This is a genomic window from Mycobacterium sp. NGS41, from assembly GCF_059812725.1.
On sequence record NZ_JCALDF010000003.1, the window covers coordinates 123,050 to 140,733 of the forward strand.

At 65.9% G+C, this 17,684-nt stretch carries 10 protein-coding genes; 4 read left to right on the forward strand and 6 right to left on the reverse strand.

Annotated elements, in window-relative coordinates; translation table 11 throughout:
- A complete protein-coding gene (locus tag AC5Y21_RS04445; protein WP_499910173.1) occupies positions 1–1,143 on the forward strand; it encodes a virulence factor Mce family protein in 1,143 nt (380 codons plus the stop codon).
- 3 nt (positions 1,144–1,146) lie between these two features.
- The gene (locus tag AC5Y21_RS04450; RefSeq protein WP_499909811.1) at positions 1,147–2,691 is read left to right on the forward strand and encodes an MCE family protein; all 1,545 of its coding nucleotides are present in this window, start codon (positions 1,147–1,149) and stop codon (positions 2,689–2,691) included.
- A gap of 259 nt (positions 2,692–2,950) precedes the next feature.
- Here the strand turns inward: AC5Y21_RS04450 and AC5Y21_RS04455 are convergent, their stop codons facing one another.
- Positions 2,951–4,027 carry an HNH endonuclease gene (locus tag AC5Y21_RS04455; protein ID WP_499909813.1) on the reverse strand — a complete coding sequence of 359 codons (1,077 nt, stop codon included), beginning with the start codon at positions 4,025–4,027 and terminating at the stop codon, positions 2,951–2,953.
- A 477-nt stretch (positions 4,028–4,504) separates the two neighbouring features.
- Between AC5Y21_RS04455 and AC5Y21_RS04460 the strand changes: the two genes are divergently transcribed.
- Entirely contained in the window at positions 4,505–5,305 is an 801-nt protein-coding gene (locus AC5Y21_RS04460; RefSeq protein WP_499909815.1) for a hypothetical protein, read from the forward strand.
- 77 nt (positions 5,306–5,382) lie between these two features.
- Here the strand turns inward: AC5Y21_RS04460 and AC5Y21_RS04465 are convergent, their stop codons facing one another.
- The 5 genes from AC5Y21_RS04465 to recC form a co-directional block, all read right to left on the reverse strand.
- Positions 5,383–6,534, reverse strand: a complete 1,152-nt coding sequence (locus AC5Y21_RS04465; RefSeq protein WP_499909817.1) for an FIST signal transduction protein — start codon at positions 6,532–6,534, stop codon at positions 5,383–5,385.
- Positions 6,535–6,583: 49 nt separating this feature from the next.
- Entirely contained in the window at positions 6,584–8,551 is a 1,968-nt protein-coding gene (locus AC5Y21_RS04470; protein ID WP_499909819.1) for an SEC-C metal-binding domain-containing protein, read from the reverse strand.
- A 204-nt stretch (positions 8,552–8,755) separates the two neighbouring features.
- On the reverse strand, positions 8,756–10,492 hold the full coding sequence (gene recD / locus AC5Y21_RS04475; protein ID WP_499909821.1) for an exodeoxyribonuclease V subunit alpha: 1,737 nt from the start codon (positions 10,490–10,492) through the stop codon (positions 8,756–8,758).
- Positions 10,489–13,794 carry an exodeoxyribonuclease V subunit beta gene (recB, locus tag AC5Y21_RS04480; RefSeq protein ID WP_499909823.1) on the reverse strand — a complete coding sequence of 1,102 codons (3,306 nt, stop codon included), beginning with the start codon at positions 13,792–13,794 and terminating at the stop codon, positions 10,489–10,491. Before recB ends, recD begins: the two co-directional genes overlap by 4 nt.
- Positions 13,794–17,078, reverse strand: a complete 3,285-nt coding sequence (gene recC / locus AC5Y21_RS04485; RefSeq protein ID WP_499909825.1) for an exodeoxyribonuclease V subunit gamma — start codon at positions 17,076–17,078, stop codon at positions 13,794–13,796. Before recC ends, recB begins: the two co-directional genes overlap by 1 nt.
- Positions 17,079–17,165: 87 nt before the next feature.
- Between recC and AC5Y21_RS04490 the strand changes: the two genes are divergently transcribed.
- Entirely contained in the window at positions 17,166–17,681 is a 516-nt protein-coding gene (locus tag AC5Y21_RS04490) for a nitroreductase family protein (RefSeq protein ID WP_499909827.1), read from the forward strand.
- Positions 17,682–17,684 lie beyond the last annotated feature (3 nt).

Here is a 17,684-nt window from a genome sequence, read left to right on the forward strand (position 1 = left end):
ATACGGCTGGCCATCGGTGCCTGCCGCCGTGGACTGGCGTTGTTGCTGGCGGCGGTCGTGTTGGCGTCCTGCTCCTGGCGTGGCATCGCCAACGTCCCGCTGCCCATCGGCCGTGGCACGGGTTCGGATCACCTGACCATCTACGTGCAGATGCCCGACAGTCTGGCGCTGAACACCAACAGCCGGGTAAGGGTTGCCGACGTGTGGGTTGGCACAGTTCGTGACATCAGGCTGAAGGACTGGAGCGCGATTCTGACGCTGGACCTTGATCCGACCGTGAAGCTACCGGCAAACGCGACGGCGAAGATCGGTCAGACCAGCCTGTTGGGCACGCAACACGTCGAACTGGCCGCGCCGCGGGACCCGTCACCGCAGCCGTTGCGGAGCGGCGACGTGATCGGCCTGAGGAACTCCTCGGCGTACCCCACCGTCGAACGGACGTTGGCCAGCGTCGCGGTAGTTCTCAATGGTGGCGGTATCCCGAACCTGGACCTGATTCAAACCGAGATCATCAACATTCTTGACGGCCATGTCGACCAGATCCGCGAATTCCTCAAGAAGTTAGCCACATTCACGGCCGAACTGAACCGCCAGCGCGACGACCTCACGCGTGCAATCGATGCGACCAACCAACTGCTGACCATCGCCGCCAACCACAACGACACGTTGGATCGGCTGCTCACCGACATTCCGCCGCTGATACAGCATTTCGCCGACACGCACCAACTATTCGCTGATGCCACCGAATCACTGGGTCGGTTCAGCGATGTCGCCAACCGTGCGCTGTCGGAGACCCGGCCCAATCTCTACCAGAGCCTGCTGTCGCTACAGCGACCGCTCAAGCAACTTGACCGGGCCGCGCCCTATGTGATCGACGCGCTGAGATTGGGCCTCACAGCGCCGTTCAACATCGACAAAGTGCCGCAAGTGATTCGCGGCGACTACGTCAACGTGTCCGGCGTGTTCGACCTGACCCTGTCCACCATCGACAACACGACGCTGAGTGGAACGGGATTCTCGGGAATGTTGCGCGCACTCGAGCAGGCGTGGGGACGGGATCCCAACACCATGATCCCGGACGTCCGCTATACGCCGAACCCGAACGACGCTCCAGGAGGACCATTGGTGGAAAGGGGGGAGTGAAAGATGTTGACCCGGCTCATCAAAACGCAGCTGGTGTTGCTGACCGTGCTGGCGCTTGTCGCGGTGGTGGTCTTGGGTTGGTATTACTTGCGGATACCCTCTCTCGTTGGCATCGGTCGCTATACCCTCTACGCCGACTTGCCACAATCCGGGGGACTGTATCGCACGGCCAACGTCACGTATCGGGGCGTCACCATAGGGAAAGTGACTGCGATCCAACCCACCAAGCGGGGCGCGCGCGCAACGATGAGCATCGACAATGGCTATCAGATCCCTACCGACGCGTCGGCCAATGTGCATTCGGTCTCCGCGGTTGGCGAGCAGTACCTCGACCTGGTGTCGAGCCGTACCGGCGGCCCGTACTTCGCTGATAAGCAGACCGTCACCAAGAGTACGGTTCCCAGCCAGATCGGCCCGGCGCTTGACGCCGCCAACCGCGGATTGGCTGTGTTGCCCAAAGACAAAGTCGCATCACTGCTTCGCGAGACATCGCAGGCTGTGGGGGGGTTGGGACCATCCCTTCGGCGCCTGGTCGACGCCACCCAGGCGATCGCCCATGACTTCAGGGGCAGCATCGACGACATCGACGACATCATCGCCCGTTCGGCGCCCATCATCGATAGCCAAGTGAACTCCGGTGACGACATCGCGCGCTGGGCCGCGAACCTCAACATGCTGGCCGCGCAGACCGCACAACAGGATCCGGCGCTGCGCAGCATTCTGGCCAACGCGGCGCCGACTGCCGAACAGGTCAATGCGACGTTCAGCGACGTGCGAGATTCACTGCCGCAGACACTGGCGAACCTCGAGGTCGTGATCGACATGCTCAAGCGGTACCACAATGGCGTCGAGCAGGCCTTGGTGTTCTTGCCGCAGTCCGGGGCGATCGCCCAGTCGGTCACCTCGGAGTTCCCCGGCCAGGCCGCACTTGGCGTTGGCGCCCTGTCCCTCAACCAGCCGCCGCCGTGCATGACCGGCTTCATGCCGGCCTCGGAATGGCGGGCGCCCGCAGACACCAGCACCGCCGCGTTACCCAAAGGCACCTACTGCAAGATCCCGATGGATGCGACGAATGTGGTTCGCGGAGCGCGTAATTACCCGTGTGCGGACGTGTCCGGCAAGCGGGCGGCCAGCCCGCGAGAATGCCGCAGCAGCGCGCCGTATGTGCCGCTGGGTACCAACCCGTGGTACGGAGACCCGAATCAGATCCTCACCTGTCCCGCACCCAGCGCGCGTTGTGACCAGCCGGTGAAGCCAGGTCAGGTGATTCCGGCCCCGTCGGTCAACAACGGCTTCAACCCGCTACCCGCCGATCGGCTGCCGGGAACACCGCCGCCGGTCAGCGATCCATTGCAGCGGCCGGGGTCGGGCACTGTCCAATGCAATGGGCAGCAACCCAATCCGTGCATCTATACCCCGGTTCCGACGTCGATTTACGACGTGCAGAGCGGCAAAGTCGTTGGGCCCGATGGCGTGGTCTATTCCGTTGAGAACTCGAGGCACGTCGGCGACGACGGGTGGAAGGTGATGCTGGGCCCGGCGGGGTGAGGCTTGGCGATCTGCCGGTTCGTCGCGATCTGACCGGCACCTGGTCACCGCAGTCACATGTGTCGCTGCGGGTAGGGGTGTGTCGTTGTGTCCGGCTCCGAGCGACAAATAGGTTGTGCACCTTGGCTTGTCGGTATTGAGCGACGCACGCCCGCAGCGCGGACGGAAATTCGTCAATGCTGCGCCGGAAGACGAGGTGTAACTGAATGGATACGCATCGCGCCCTTGTTCGTAGGCGATCGGAGCGTGGCGTCGCGACTTACTTCCACGGCAACGGGAATGTGATATCCAGGCGTTCGACCCGCTTGTACCCCGCCCAGGTGGGCAAGCCCGCAGGCTGCACGCGGTAGATACCGCGCGCGGCGGCGACGACTCGGTCGTGTTGCGTGGGCCATTGGATCTCGGATGCGATCTGTTCCAGCACGTCGCGATCGCGCTCAAGCACGCGATCCACGATCGAGACCACCGGCAGCGCACCACTCTTGTCGCCGTTACAGCGGGCGCACGCCAGCACCAGATTGGCCAACCCGTCGATACCGACCAACGACCACGGCAGCACGTGATCGACCGGATTGTTCACGGGCAGGTGCGTGCCGCAGTAGAAGCAGTGCGGGCCGTACGCTTCCTTGAACGGTTCGCGGACAGCGGCGAGGGCGGTGCGCTCACGGCCGAACAGATGGCCTGCGACGTCGGGAACCCTGGCGTCGAGGAACTTGTTCATCCGGCGGACGTCGTCGACCCACATGATCTCCAGCGCCGGCTTGAGCAGCCCGGCTAGTCGCGCAAGCCCGTGCGCAACACCGGGTTTCAGTTCGATTGAGTCACCGTGTGCACGCAACGTCGACCGTGACACATGATCGTGCAGAAACGAGTCATCGTAGAGAAAAGGATCACTGGTCGAGGCACCCGGCAGTTTCTGCAACCGGTGCAACGGCTGCTGCGCCAGGCAAAGTGTGATCTCGTCGATGGCGCTGCGGTATGCCGTAGGTGCGCGCAGCATCGCGATGTCCACCGACACGCCAGTGCGTTCGATCCCGCCGGCCTCACGTAATGCATTCGTGGCAACCAGGATTCGCGCACGCGACCCCGTGGACTGGCGCAATTGGTTGCCGTCGAACGGGCGCACCTGCTGCCAGTAGATTTCCAGCACCCGGTGCGCCAGATCGGGAATCGGCACCCGCTGCACGCCGCCGGGCCGCTCGGGCATGTTCTCGATACAGTGGTCGATCAACGCCATTAGCGTGGCGAGCTTGTACGTGGCTGTACGCAGGCCGGTCTCGAGTATCGCCACCACGCGCTGGCCGAGCAAAAGCGGGTCGGGCTCGTCATAGCCCACGGCGCACCCTCAATAGCAAGCGGACGGGATAGAACTGCACAACGCATTATTACTTCGGTTACGGACCAAGTCGGCAAAATTGTCGAGACCGAGTTTTCTCGCGTCATGTGACCATTCAGCCAATCACGCGATGAAAGGCGTCTAGTCCCGCGTTACTCTGCGGACGTCTTGATCGTGATCTCCGCTCGCGCGTCCGCCATCTGCTCATGATCGCTGAACGCCTCGAGTCCCAGTTGCGCTTCGCCCTGCTTGGATGTCGGTTGTGGACCTTCTAGGCAACCGACCGCATGGGCTTCCGCAGCTGAGCTGACGAAAGTTGTCGGTGGGCCGCGATACCTTGGGGTCAGCTTCACGAGACGCCGTCGCCGAGCTCCGACTGGACGGCGCGCTGCCCCCGCTCGTATGACGGAGTGACCGGCACCGACGGGCGCTGGTCAGGGCGCCCAGGCGGGGGCTTCAAGACATAGGGAGGTATCTATGGCGCGTTTTTCAGGCTCGTCGCCGGCGGAATCTCAGGTGATTCTGCTTGGCGACCACGACACGGTGCTCGGGCATCGGGACGACCTGGCCAAACATGCGGTGCGGCACGGATGCGCCATCGTCGAAGCATTCTCGTTTGCACCCGGCGAGGCAGCATCAAACGATAACCTCACCGAGGTCGACGCGGTTATGTCGGCGCTGGGCCGCGCGATAGTAGGCCGCATGCACATCTGGGTTCCCTTCCCGGGACCGGATTTCGGACGTGAGGAACATTGGCGGCGACTGAGCCTCGTGCTTCAGCGCCACGGCCTCACTTTCTTCTTCGGTCGGGAACCCGAGCCGTGCCCCAACGCCGGCGGATTCAGCGAGATCGACTTCGCGCTGCGAAGGGAGGTCCAGGCTGTCGACGAGCTCGATCACGCGGCTCTCGCCGCGGCGGGAGCCGAAATCCTCAGCCGCGAAATCGAATTGGCCCTAGTGGCTAGCAGTGCCGCGACGCCCGTCGGGCCCGCGGCGCGACGTGTTACCACCGGCACCGGCACCGATGCCGGTCCAAGCACGGGAAGCGTTGTGCCGCCGATGCTTCCGGCCCCGACGGCAGCATGGGCGCAGCGTCAGCCGGTGCTGAAGCGCTACGTTCGCTGGCTCGTGCACGGTTGTGGCGTCACGCAAGTGGCCACTGCCCGAGTTCTCAACTCGGCTGGACAACGCACCGCGAAGGGCCGCCTTTGGCAGCCGAGCACAATTTCCGCCTTACTGAACGGTCGCTATGACCGGGGCTCCCAAACCTGCAGCTAGGTGCTCGCACAGACTTGTACGGGAGGTGCGCAACCGAACTCGCCGTTTCCTCGTGAGGGGAGCCCGGTATTCCACCCTCACTCCGTGAAAATCGCCATCGACGCGGTAAACCCGTGCAAAGCGTTGCGGCCCGCGATCGGGCCGATCTCGCCGGCGGCGAAGAAGCCGGCCAGCGGTATCCCGCCAAGCAGTTTTTCGATCGTCGACGCGTCGTGGTCGGCCACCCCGAACATCCGTCGCCCACGCCCGTTACAGGTGAACAACAGCGCGCCGACGGCATGCCCGGACAGCTCCGCTTCCGCCCGCTCTACGGCCAGGCGCAGATCCTTGTCGGCCCCCGCCGCGTCACGGATCTGGAACTGCAAGGTCGCGCCGACTTCGACAACGTCGCCGATCTCGATCGCGCCGGTCGACGGATCGGCGCCGAGCAGTCCGCGGATCAGGAAGTCGCCCTGTCCCGGCGCCGCCAGATGCTCGTCGACGACGATCCCGACCTGCAGCCCGCGGCTGACCAGTTCCTGCTCTTCATGCCGCAGCCCCTCGACGATCTCACGCAGACGCTGCAGCGGCGGTCGGCCGCCCAGCTCGGTGATCACTGCGCCGTCCGCGCCGGTGACGATGTATGGCTGGCCGATCGGTCGACAGCCCTGCGACACGATCGGTATGCCGTGCATCCCGGGCAGGCGCACGCCGACGAGGCCTGAGGTCAGCACTTCGTGATCGCGAAATAGCCGGGTCTCGCCCGGTCCCCGCCCGCCGCTCACCACACCACCGACGACGGTCGTTCCCGGCAGGTCGGTGTTGAGGTGCTCGATAAGCAGGCTCGACGGGAACGTATACGGGTCCGGCAGCAGCAGGTGCAGATCCTGTGTGGTCCGGTCAAACCGGTAACCGGTAAGCAGGCCACCCGAGCCGGTCCGGACAAAGTCGAGCTGGAACGTCTCGGTAACCAAGCCCGACGCCAGCCACACCGCTACCGCAGGTCCGCGCTCTATTTCGTGGGAGCCGGCGACGACCGCCCGGGCGACGCAACCGATCAGCGCAGGCGGCTCGACCGTCTCCTGCACCGCGTCCAGGACGTCCACAGCGCTGTCGGTGTGTGTTCGCGATCCGAGGAGCACGGCCAGCGACGGCGCTTCACCCGCGAGCTCGTCGCGCGCGTGCGCTGCAGCCTCCACCGCGGCCTGTCGTGCGTCGGGCGCGGTGGAGACTCCGACTCCGATCCGCACCCTTCCATGATGCGCCGTGGCCGAGATCGGTGCGAAGGCTCGGTGTTGGTCAGGGCCGGCTGCGCAAGCTCAACTGCCTCACCAAGGTCACCGGGTCGGGTTCCGTGTCGAGCAGGTCGATCAGCGCGTCGCGCTCTTGCAGCGCAACCGGTTCCAGCCCGCCGAAGAACTGCATGCTGTCGCCGGCGGGCACCACACGTCCGCAGACCAGCTGACCGGGCTTCAGCTGGCGGCTGGCCGTCTTCTCATGTACCTCGTGCGTGTCGCCGCTACGCACGTCGCGCACGGTGAGGCCGCGTCCGGGCTGCACCTGCTCGACCTCGAACACCGACCGCTCCACCAGCAGCCATCGCTCGGCCAGCAGCCGTTCGTCGTCGGGCAGCAGCGAACCGCGCATCTGGAGGAACTCGGCGAACGCCCCGCCCTCGAACAGCACCGCGTCCATCACCAACGGATCGCTCAGTGCCTCGGCCAGCGCGTCGTCGGAATCATCGACGGAATAGCGTTCTTCGCCCGTCTCGGCCAGCAGGTCGTCCCATCCGCTCAGCAGGGTGTGCTGACAGGCCTTCATGTACAACCAGCCCACCCGCTCGGCCAGCGGTAGCTGCTCGCGACCAAGATGGCACTTCTTGAATTTGCGCCCCGATCCGCACCAGCACGGATCGTTTCGGCCGACGTCGCTGCGCGGCTCACTCCGATGCTGCTCCAGCACCTCCAGTAGCGGGTGGTCCGACTCGGCGCCCGCGCGCCGCAGCAATGCCAAGCCGCGCTCGACGTCGCCACGATCAGAGGCGAAACGGGCCAGGTCTAACAATGGCAGCGGCCAGTCCGGGTCCATCGACTCGGCAGCCAACAGCTCGCGCTCGCCCCCCTCGATGTCGCCCAGCCGCTCCAATGCCACCGCGCGCAGCCAACGACACGCGACTCGCGCCGCGCGCGGGACCTTCGACTCCAGGAGCGCGGCGAACAGGCCCAGCGCAGCCGCCCCTGCCTCGCCGGTGCCGACCGTCTCGTCCACCAGCAGTTCAGCGACCAGCGGGTCGGCAAGTTCGGCGCCGACCTCAGTCAGCACGTCGAACGGATTGGACTCCGTCGCCTCCGGCACTTCGGCGTCTTCGCCCGCTCCGGTCAACGCGTCCGCTAACCGTTCCTCCGTGTCCGCGGCCTCCACCGCCAGCGATACCTGGTCGTAGAGCTGGAGCAGAGCGTATAGCGCGAACGCGTCGTCGGGGTCGAGGTCATGCCGTTCGGCCAGCATTGCGCAGCCGCGCTCGAAATGCCAACGGTCGAAATGGAATCCGGCGGGCGCGAGCCAGTCGCCGCGATGTGTCAAACCGAAGTCGTCGACGATCTCACGCAGCGGCGGCAGCGGCTTGGTGAACACCGCAGGGTCCTCGGTGCACACCGTCCACACCGCCGCGACGAAGAACACCGGCTCGTCGGAGTCGAGCGTCGAGGCCAGCCGCGGGCCAACCGAGTCATCGCCGGACACGGCTGCCCGCTCGACCACCAATCCGTCATCGCTCAGCCGCATCCCGATCAGGTCGCCCCCGGCGACACCCAGCGCCGCCAGCGTGCCGGGTGTCAGGAGCAGCGCTCCGCCCGGTTCGACCACATCGTCCGGAATACCCCGCTGTTCGAGCAGCTCATCGTCGAACCCGGCCAGCACGACATGCGCCGCCGAACCGTCGGCGAACCGCCCATACTGCTCGTGTTCGCACAACGCGGTGATCGGGTCCAGGTCCGGTGTCACTGTCAGCAGGTCGTGCGCCGCCTCGTCTGAACTCAGCCGGTGCGTGAACACCCGCCCGGTTAGCAGCATCGGCAGCCACACCCACCGGCCGTCAACCAATTGCACTGCCGGGCATCCGGTTTCGCCGAGACATTCATCAATTACGTCGTCGGGATCGGGGACGCCGCTATCGCCCAGTCGCCGCGCGATCTCGTCCTCGCCCAACGGGCCGTGGTCGGTCAGAATTCTGGCAAGGGCCTCTATCGGATCGAACGCTTTCCCCACGGGGAACCACCCTATGCTTCCGGCTTGTCGGGTGGTGAGTCAGAGCCGACGGGGCGACGGTGACTGATCCCATTAGTCACATGAGTCTCGGCGGGTCGGGATGTATCTTTTAGTCCGCCTACGAGCGACACCTAACTTGTCGCTCGTAGGCGGATTCGAAGACGCTTCTCCCGGCCAGAGACAAATGTGGCAGATGGGACCTGATCAGGCAGTAGATGCTGTGGCCTGCAGCCGCTGCCGTAGCCCACTTGCGCGTATCGCCCGACGCGCGATGGCAGTTCGTACCGAAGACTCGGAACCCACCACCCGCACCATGGCCTTGGCCCGTGTTACGGCGGTATAGAACAGCTCGCGTGTCAACAACTGCGAATCCTCAGGCGGCATAAGCACTGTGACCTCAGCGACCTGGCTGCCCTGGCTTTTGTGAATTGTCATGGCGTGCATGGTCTCGATCTCGCCGAGGCGGCTGGTTGCGAAGTCCACCGGTCCGGTTGTGCTGTCGATGACGGCCCGGAGACCGTCCGGGCCGGCCACCACCACACCGGTCTCGCCGTTGTAAACCCGCAGTCCGTAGTCGTTAGCCGTCACCAAGAGCGGACGCCCGGCATACCACTGCGTCCAGGGCGGTTGACCCGTCTCCTCGGCCAGCCACGCCTCCACTTGACGGTTCCAGTGCCGGACGCCGAACGGTCCCCGCCGGTGCGCGCACAGCAGCCGGTGCTCGTCCAGCGTCGCCAACGCGACACCCGCGCTTCCCAGCAGCGCCGCCTCACGCAGCCGCAACGCGTGTGGCAACAGGATTGATCGCAATGGCCCTGCCGGACTGTCATTCTCGACGAACTCGATGTGCTGGTCGCCCGAACGCAACAGCCTCAGTACCTCGTCGGCATCACCGATCCGGATCGACTCGGCGAGCGCCCCGATCGCCTCCCCGAACCGGTGGGACGTCCGTAGCGCCGCAACCCGCACATCGCTGCGCGCCGACAGCCCGTCCACCAGATCCGCCAGCACCGCACCGGCTTCCACCGACGACAGCTGGTCCGCGTCGCCGACCAGAATCAGCCGGGCCTCTGGGCGCACCGCCTCCAACAGTCGGGCCATCATGGTCAGCGACACCATTGACGTCTCGTCGACCACGATCACATCGTGCGGAAGCCGGTTGCCTCGATGATGCCGGAACCGCGACGACGTACCCGGTTTCCAGCCGAGCATGCGGTGCAACGTCAGCGCGTGCAGTTCTCCCAAACGGGTCCGGTCGGCACTGTCGAGTTGGGCCACTTCGCGCTGCACCGCCTCGGCCAGGCGCGCCGTCGCCTTGCCCGTTGGCGCCGCCAGGGCGATCCGCGGCCGTGCCGAGCCCGCCAACTCCGCCTGCTCGGCAACTAGCGCCAGCAACCGCGCTACCGTCGTCGTCTTACCGGTCCCGGGCCCTCCGGTGAGAACCGTGACGCCCTGCGAGAGAGCTATTTTCGCGGCTTCTCGTTGTTCGTCGTAGCCGGACGGGAATAGGCGCTCCAGGGCCGGCATTTTGACCGCCGACTTGGCCCCCAACAATGTCAGCAGGTCGTCGCACACCTGCTTTTCCTCGAGCCAGTACCGGTCGAGGTAGAGCAGGCGGTCGTCATAAAGGTGGAGAACCGCAGGCTCGCCGAGCAACGTGCTGGCGCGCAGTGCCGCCAGCCACTGCGTGGGCTCCGGCCACGGCAGGTCCTCGCGGGACACAACGTGTGCGATGGTCGCCAGCTCCACGCAGATCGACCCGCCCCGCAGTGCCCGCACCACCAACGCAACGGCCAGTGCGACCTGCTGGTCGGTTTCCCCACCCAGTGCGCAGAGTCGTTGTGCGACATGAATATCGGAGAGCTCCAGCACCCCTGCTTCATTGAAGACACCCAGCAGGCCGGTGGCGCTGACGGCGACCTCGACGTCCGTGGTGTTCACGCCGTCCGCCGCCCTTCGTCAAGCAGATCCGACAGCGCTAGCACCAGCTCGGTGGGTGGTCGCCAGCCGAAGACGCCTGTCGGCTGTCCGTCGACAACCGGAGTGTCGACACCGCACATGCCGCGCACGAAGAGGTAGAGCACACCGCCGAGGTGCTGTGCGGGATCATAGCCAGCCTGCCGCCAGCGCAGAAAGCGGTGCAGCACAGCAGAATAGAGCAACGCCTGCAACGGATAGTCCGAGTGCAGCATGGCCTCGGCCAGCCGGGGAAATCCGTAGTCCGCAGCGGTGTCGCCGAGGTTGTTGGTTTTGTAATCCACCACCAGGTATCGCGGTCCCGGCAGACGCAGCACCACGTCGATCGATCCGGCCAAATAGCCCCGCAGCGACTGACCACGTAACCCGATGGAAGTCAGCCGGTCGGCATAGGAAGACAGCGGATCATCGTCGGGCAGATGCGACCGCAACAGTTCACCCACGTCGGACAACGACACATTCGGCACCGGACTCCGCACATCGCCGCCGACCAACGGCATCTCGAAATCCAGCTCCCGCAGCCGATCTCGAACACCGATCTGACGTAGCGTCATACCGTCGGCCAACGGCCCCAGCGACGTGTCGTGGATGGGCGCCAGGGCCGCACCCAACTCATTGTTGTCGACGTCGACGGCCCACCATGCCGTGTGCCGTTGTACCTGCTCTTGCAGTTCGGCAGCCAGGTCGGCAGCCTGCGGATCCGCTGTCTCGAGCGCCGCGTGCACCAGCGACCCGAACGCTGCCCCCGATGGCATGGCAGCCAGCGGTGAGGTCTTGTCGACTTCCGAAACCGGTTCTGTGACGACGATTGTCTCCACTTCGTCGTCACGCAGGCCAACTTCCGGCTCGCTGGCCACACCCGCCGGCGCAGCCGGTTCTGCGTCGCGCACCAGCGCCGAATACGACGTTCTTCGCCATGTGGTGTCAATCCAGCGGTGAAAGTGCCGCACCTCCAAAACGCCGTCCGGCGGGGCCTTTTCGACAACTGCGGGGGCGGCGATCACCGATTCCTCGACTGAGGGCCCGCCCGCGGCCTGCCATCGCGCAAACACGGCCCACGCCTCCTCGTCGGTGATACCCGGCTCACACCTGTTGGGCACTTCCGAGTCGCCGACGCCGCGACCGCGCAGCAGTCGGGATAACCCGCCGTTGACCTCGCCGAACGTCGGCGCCCACCACGCCACCACCTGCGACTGCGCCCTGGTGAGCGCGACGTAGGTGAGCCGGATGTTGTCGCGTGCCGCTTCGAGGCGGCTCAACTCCTCGACTGACCGGCGGCCCGGACTGCCGTCCTTACCGCCGACATACACGCAGCGGGTGACTTCTCCATCTCGGTCGTCGTGGTACAGCAGAACATCGTCCTTGGTCCGAACGTGCCGGTTGAACGCGAACGGCAAATACACGATCGGGAACTGCAGCCCCTTGGCCACGAACACGGTCATGATCTGGACGGCGGCGGCATCACTGTCGAGACGACGGGTGTGCTCGGTCGAGCCGGCGCCGTCAGTGCACTGACGGCGCAGCCAGTCACGCAATGCCGGAAGTCCGAGGCGCTCCCGATGCGCGGCCTCCTGCAGCAGCTCCGCGATGTGCGACAAGTCGGTCATGTGTCGTTCACCGGCGCGCTGGCGGAGCACCCGTCGGCCGAGGCCCGCTACCTGTGCGGCCTCGAATACCGCGGCCACGCCGCGTTGACGCGCGTGGTCTGCCCATTCCCGCAGCGTGCCAGCCACCCGATCAGTGAGCGTGTCCCCCTCGGTGGCCAGGCTTTCCGCGGATTCGCCGAAGAACACCGTGCACGCGGCGGCCCGGACCAGGCCGTTACGCTGCGGCGCGTCGAAAGCCTCCAACAGGCAGAGCCAGTCTTCGGCGGCGGGCGACCTGAACACGTCGGAGTCGCCGGTGTAGATCGCTGGAATGCCCGCTGCCGCCAAAGCATCTCGGCACGCACGTGCGTCCGCGTGCTGCTCGACGATGACCGCGATGTCCCCGGCGGCAAGAGGTCTGCCGTCAAACGCGGCTCCGCTGCTCAGCAGCTCCCCAATGTCCGCAGCCAGGTCGGCGGGAATGTGTCTGCGCAGCACTTCGATCGGGACGTTGGCCGTCTCGTCATAACCCAGGCTGCGACGTTGGACGACACGCAGCCGAAACCGCGCCATGTGTGGCGCACCCGCCAGGCGGTGTCCCGTTCGGCGAGCTTCGATCTCGCGCACGACGATGTCGGGATGGCCCAGTGCGGCGCCCTTCAGCACTGTCTGCAGGCTGTCGACGAGCGCCTTGTCGCTACGCCAATTGTCGCCCAACGTGTAACGGGCGTCTGCGGTGTCGGCCGCCGACAGGTAGGTGTAGATGTCGCCGCCGCGGAAGCCGTAGATGGCCTGCTTCGGGTCGCCGATCAGGATCAGCGTCGAATGACCGCTGAATGCGCACTCGAGAACGCGCCACTGGATGGGGTCGGTGTCCTGGAACTCGTCGACCAATACGATCCGCCAACGCCCCTGCATCCGTTCGCGCGCAGGGGAATCCGCTGCGGTAAGGGCTTCCGCGAGCCTGGTCAGCAGGTCGTTGAAGCCGAGGATGTGCAGCCGGCGTTTGCGCTGTTCGAGTTCTTCGATGACGTCGGCGGCGAAACGCAGCCGGATGTCGGCCGCGCTGCCCGGCTCGGGATCCAGCGGCCGCAGCTGCGCACACGGGTCGTCGACGACTGCCGCGGCAAGTGTGAGCGCATCTGGGTAAGACAGGATCGGATCGGATTCCTGGCGCCCGAAATTCGCAAGGTACAGGTCGTCGACTATTTCGGTGACCAGATCGTCGAGATTCTCCTCGAGCCGGACATTGGCCGCCGTATCACCCGCCACCCCAAGTGATCTCAGCACCAGCCCGCAGAACTCGTGTGTCGTCGCGATGGTTGCCGCATCGAAGTTCGCCAGAGCGTCACGTAGTCGGGTCAGTCTCGCGGTGAGCTCCTCGGCGTCGCCGTGCGTCAGATGGTCGATGAGGTCAGTGCCGCCGCCGGGGAGCGGCACCCTATTCTCCAATGCGCAGATCGCCTCAAAGATCTGCTCGCGCACCCGTTCCCGCAACTCTAGGCTGGCCGCGCGGTTGAACGTGATGACCAGGATCTCATCGAGCGTGATATCGGTCTCGGCGAGGTAGCGGGTGACCAGGCCGGCCAGTGCAAATGTCTTGCCGGTGCCGGCGCTGGCTTCCAGCACGGTGGTGGAGGCATCTCGCGGCAAGGTGCCCAACAGGTCGAATGAGTCCATCAGCCCGGTGTTCCCACGGCGGCCAGCAACGGAAGCCACAATCGAGCGGCAAGCGCGCCCAGTCCGGTGGTCTCACCATCCACCTCGAGGCCCGGGCACGGCAGACTCAGCAGCTTTTCGAAGGCAGCATTTCGGCCCCACACTTCGACGTGGGCCTGATCGCGGTCTTCGCCTTCGTGAAAGTTGTTGCTTTCCCACTTACTACGCGCATATTTCATCGGATCCTTGCCGAGGTGGCGACGTTCGGCCCAGGCATACGACGTCTTGAGCGGTAGCGGCAGTGGCTCCCGGCGTCCGGCATCGAAAATCGCCACCAAATCGCGCAACACGGTCACGGCATCGGGAGGCGGTGAAAGTCCGCATACCTCGATGGTGTCTTTGCTGCCACGTCCGATGCAGATCGCAGACCAGTCACGGTCCGGGTCATCCGCGGCCAGCGCGACCAGCGGGATCCATGCTTGGAGTTTGTGTTTCGGCGCCAGCCTCGAATACGTGACTTCGACGATGCGGCCGTCGAAGAGCCGACTGACGGTGCCGTTGACGCGGCGGTTGGCACCGAGTTCGACGGCGACGTCGTGCGCCCTGGGGTCGGTGACTTGAAATCGCCGGGCCATCGCCGCCAGTTGGGCGGCTGTCTGGCTGATGGCGTCGGCCTTGCGCCAGCCGAGCCTTCCGGGCGGCAATGTACCGCGGCGCCACTCCGCGTTGACCGCGACTTTGACGTCCATCCCGCGCAGCATGTCGTGCAGCATCCGGTCGCCGACCGTCCACGCCTGTAGGGCGTCGATCTCGACCGGCATCGCATCCTCGACGGTTTCGACATCCCACGGCAGCGTGTAGTCCAGGGCGCGGAAGAACCCTTTGACCGGGTCGTTGAAGAAGTCGAGCAGATCCGCCAAAGCCACGTCGGCGGTGGGCAGTGCCGGAAGTCGATCGGTAATGAAAGGCGCTGGCGCACAGCGTGTCCCGGTGAACGCTTCGGCGGTGGCGAGCGCGGTCGGGTCGAACGTGAACGGCTTGCCGGGTGTCAGCGCGCCGGGTACGACGTTTTTCCGGTCGAACGGCTGCAGTGGATGTCTGGTGAGGACCCGTCCGCGGACCGGCGCCGGCGTGGTCTGATCCAAGGCGTCGAGCAACTCGGCGAGGGGAACAGCGGGTGGACGCGGCCGGCCGGTGTGCTCGTCGGCGCCGGTGTAGGTGATCACCAGGGTGTCGGTGGCCGCGCCGATCGCGTCGAGCAGCAATTGCCGGTCTTCTGAACGGATGTCACGTTCTCCGGTCATCGGGACGCGGGCCAGGGCGTCGTCGCCGTCGGTGATGTTCAGTCGCGGGAACACCCCGTCGTCGAGGCCCACCAGGCACACCACTCGATGCGGTACCGAGCGCATCGGGACCATGGTGCACACGGTCAGGGTGCCGGTGCGGAAGTTGGCCCGGGTGGGACGTCCGGCCAGGTGGTCAGCCAGCAGCGCACGCACGTCGGACAGTTGCAGCAGCGTCGCAGCACGCGGGCCCGCCTGCGTAAGGACGTCGCCGAATTCGCGCTGCACCTGCGCCTGTTGCCAAGCTTCATCGGAAGCGGTCAACTGGTCGATGCCTGCGGCCAGTGCATCGAGCCATGCGGCTAAAGACATTGTGCCGCTGAGGCGCTCGACGATCTGGCGCAGACGTTCGACGTATTCGGCCAGGCGTCCGGCCAGGTCGATCTCGTTACTGCCGACGTCGTCCAACGGCAGTGCAGTGCCCAGCCAGGCGCGCGAGTCGTCCGACATCGCCACCCCGGTCAGGACGCGGTCGAGCCCGAACCGCCACGTGTTGTGCACGATGCCGTCCAGGCCGTACGGCCGGCGGTACTCAGGGTCGAAGCCCCAGCGGATGTTCGAGTCGCGCACCCAGGCAGTGATCGTGTCCAGGTCGTCGTCGGTGAACTTGAACCTGGCCCGCACCGGAGCGGCCTGCGCGAGGCTGAGCACCTGACTGGCGGTCGCGCGGGTGCCCGCCACAGCGAGCAGTTCGGCGGCCAAGCCGAGCAGTGGGTTGGTTTGGGTCAGTGCACGGTCGGCCAGCTTGACTCGTAGCCGGTGCGCGGGATGGCCCTCGCCGGCTATGTCGCCGAGGCCGAAGCCGGCGACGATCAACGGCGCATAGGTCTCGATGTCGGGGCACATCACCACGATGTCGCGCGGTTCCAGCGACTGGTCGTCTTGCAGCAAGCCGAGCAGCACCTCGCGCAGCACGTCGATTTGCCGGGACGCGCCATGACAAGCGTGGACTTGGACCGATCGGTCGGTTTCGGTCAGTGCCCGGCCATCGCGGCGGACGGCGCCGGCGGCGATATCGCTTTGCAGCCAGCCCAGCAGGGTGTTGGGTTTGGTTGTGCCAGTGATGTATTCGTCGGTATCCGGGTCGGCGGGCAGTGCGCGTTGCAGCTCTCGCAGGTCGCGACCGAGGGTTTGCAGTAGCGGATGTGTGACGGCGAGCCGGCTGGTGTCCTCGTGTCGAGGTACCGTGCCGTGGAGCCCGGTAAGTGCGCGCCACAACTCGTCGCTGGGGTGCGGCAGCCACAGGTGCAGGTCGTGGTGAGCGGACAGGGCGTCGAGCAGCTCGATATCGGTGCCTGCCAGCCGGGTGTGCCCGAACAGCGAGAGCCGGGCAGCAAGGTCGATCGGGCCTTCACGCAACCGCGCGACGGTCTTTTCGTGTCGGATGTGCGGCGGGTCGGCGGGGACTGCCGTAACCAGTGCTCGCCACAGCTCGGGCTGCCAGGCCAGGTCGGTGTCCAGGTCGCCGAGGTTGCCGTCCAGCCAGTCGACCAGCAGCCGTGGGCGTTGGCGGGCGTAGGAGGCGAACAGTCCGGCGAGCCGGCGCGCCACCGCGTAGCGACGGCCCTTGCGCAGCTCGGCCTCGGCGGGGTCAGCGTCGAAGTGGCCCAGGTGTTTTGCCAGTGTCCGGCACCACGGCTCGTCGAGGCTGGCGTCGATCACCTCCAGCAGCGGCCAGGTCATGGCTTCGGGTGACCAGGGATCGTCGTCGACGGTGCCGGTGAGTTCGGCGACCAACGAGCCTGGGTTGCGAAACGCCACCCCGGCGCAGACACCGTCGCCGCCGCCTGCTCTGCGGCCCAACACGTGCGAAAGCCGCTGACTCAGCCAGCGTTCCACCCCGCGGGCCGGCACCAGCACCAGCTCCTCGGCGAATGGGTCGGGCAGCGGATCAGCCAGCAGGGCACCGAGGCCGTCAGCAAGCAGATCGGTGCGCTCGGCACGGTGAAGATGAAGCGCCATTGCGGGCCACCATAGACCGCCGCACCGACAGCGGTGGCACCCTGGTTGGCGAGGCCAGAAACGAGCGAGGCGCGAGAAAGGCGAGTGATGGAAACCTGGGATGCGATCTGTGCCCGGCGCAACGTACGGCAGTACCAGCCAGATCCGGTGCCCGACGCCGACCTGAACCGTATCGCCGAAGCCGGATGGCGCGCGCCGTCGGCGAAAAACCGCCAGCCGTGGGACTTCATAGTCGTCACCGACCGGACGCAGCTACAGGAGCTTTCCACGGTGTGGCGCGGCGCCGGTCATATCGCGGCGGCCGCGGCGGCGATCGCCTTGGTCGTGCCGGTACCGCCGGACGAACGCAGAAAGGTGACCGACCAGTACGACGTCGGTCAGGCGACCATGGCGATGATGATCGCGGCCACCGATTTGGGCATCGGCACCGGGCACTCGTCAGTGGGAGATCAGGAGAGGGCGCGCGCCATCCTAGGAGTTCCCGAGGATCACCTGGTGGCCTTCATGCTCGGCATCGGGTATCCCGCCGATCGCCCACTGCGCCCGATCCGCAAACCGAACCGGCGGCCCTTGTCCGAGGTCGTCCACTACGGAAGGTGGTGAACG

Coding starts and splice junctions, on each gene's coding strand:
- recC (WP_499909825.1), bottom strand. CDS start 17,078: ATGGCGCTTCATCTTCACCGTGCCGAGCGCACCGATCTGCTTGCTGAC.
- AC5Y21_RS04450 (WP_499909811.1), top strand. CDS start 1,147: ATGTTGACCCGGCTCATCAAAACGCAGCTGGTGTTGCTGACCGTGCTG.
- recB (WP_499909823.1), bottom strand. CDS start 13,794: ATGGACTCATTCGACCTGTTGGGCACCTTGCCGCGAGATGCCTCCACC.
- AC5Y21_RS04490 (WP_499909827.1), top strand. CDS start 17,166: ATGGAAACCTGGGATGCGATCTGTGCCCGGCGCAACGTACGGCAGTAC.
- AC5Y21_RS04460 (WP_499909815.1), top strand. CDS start 4,505: ATGGCGCGTTTTTCAGGCTCGTCGCCGGCGGAATCTCAGGTGATTCTG.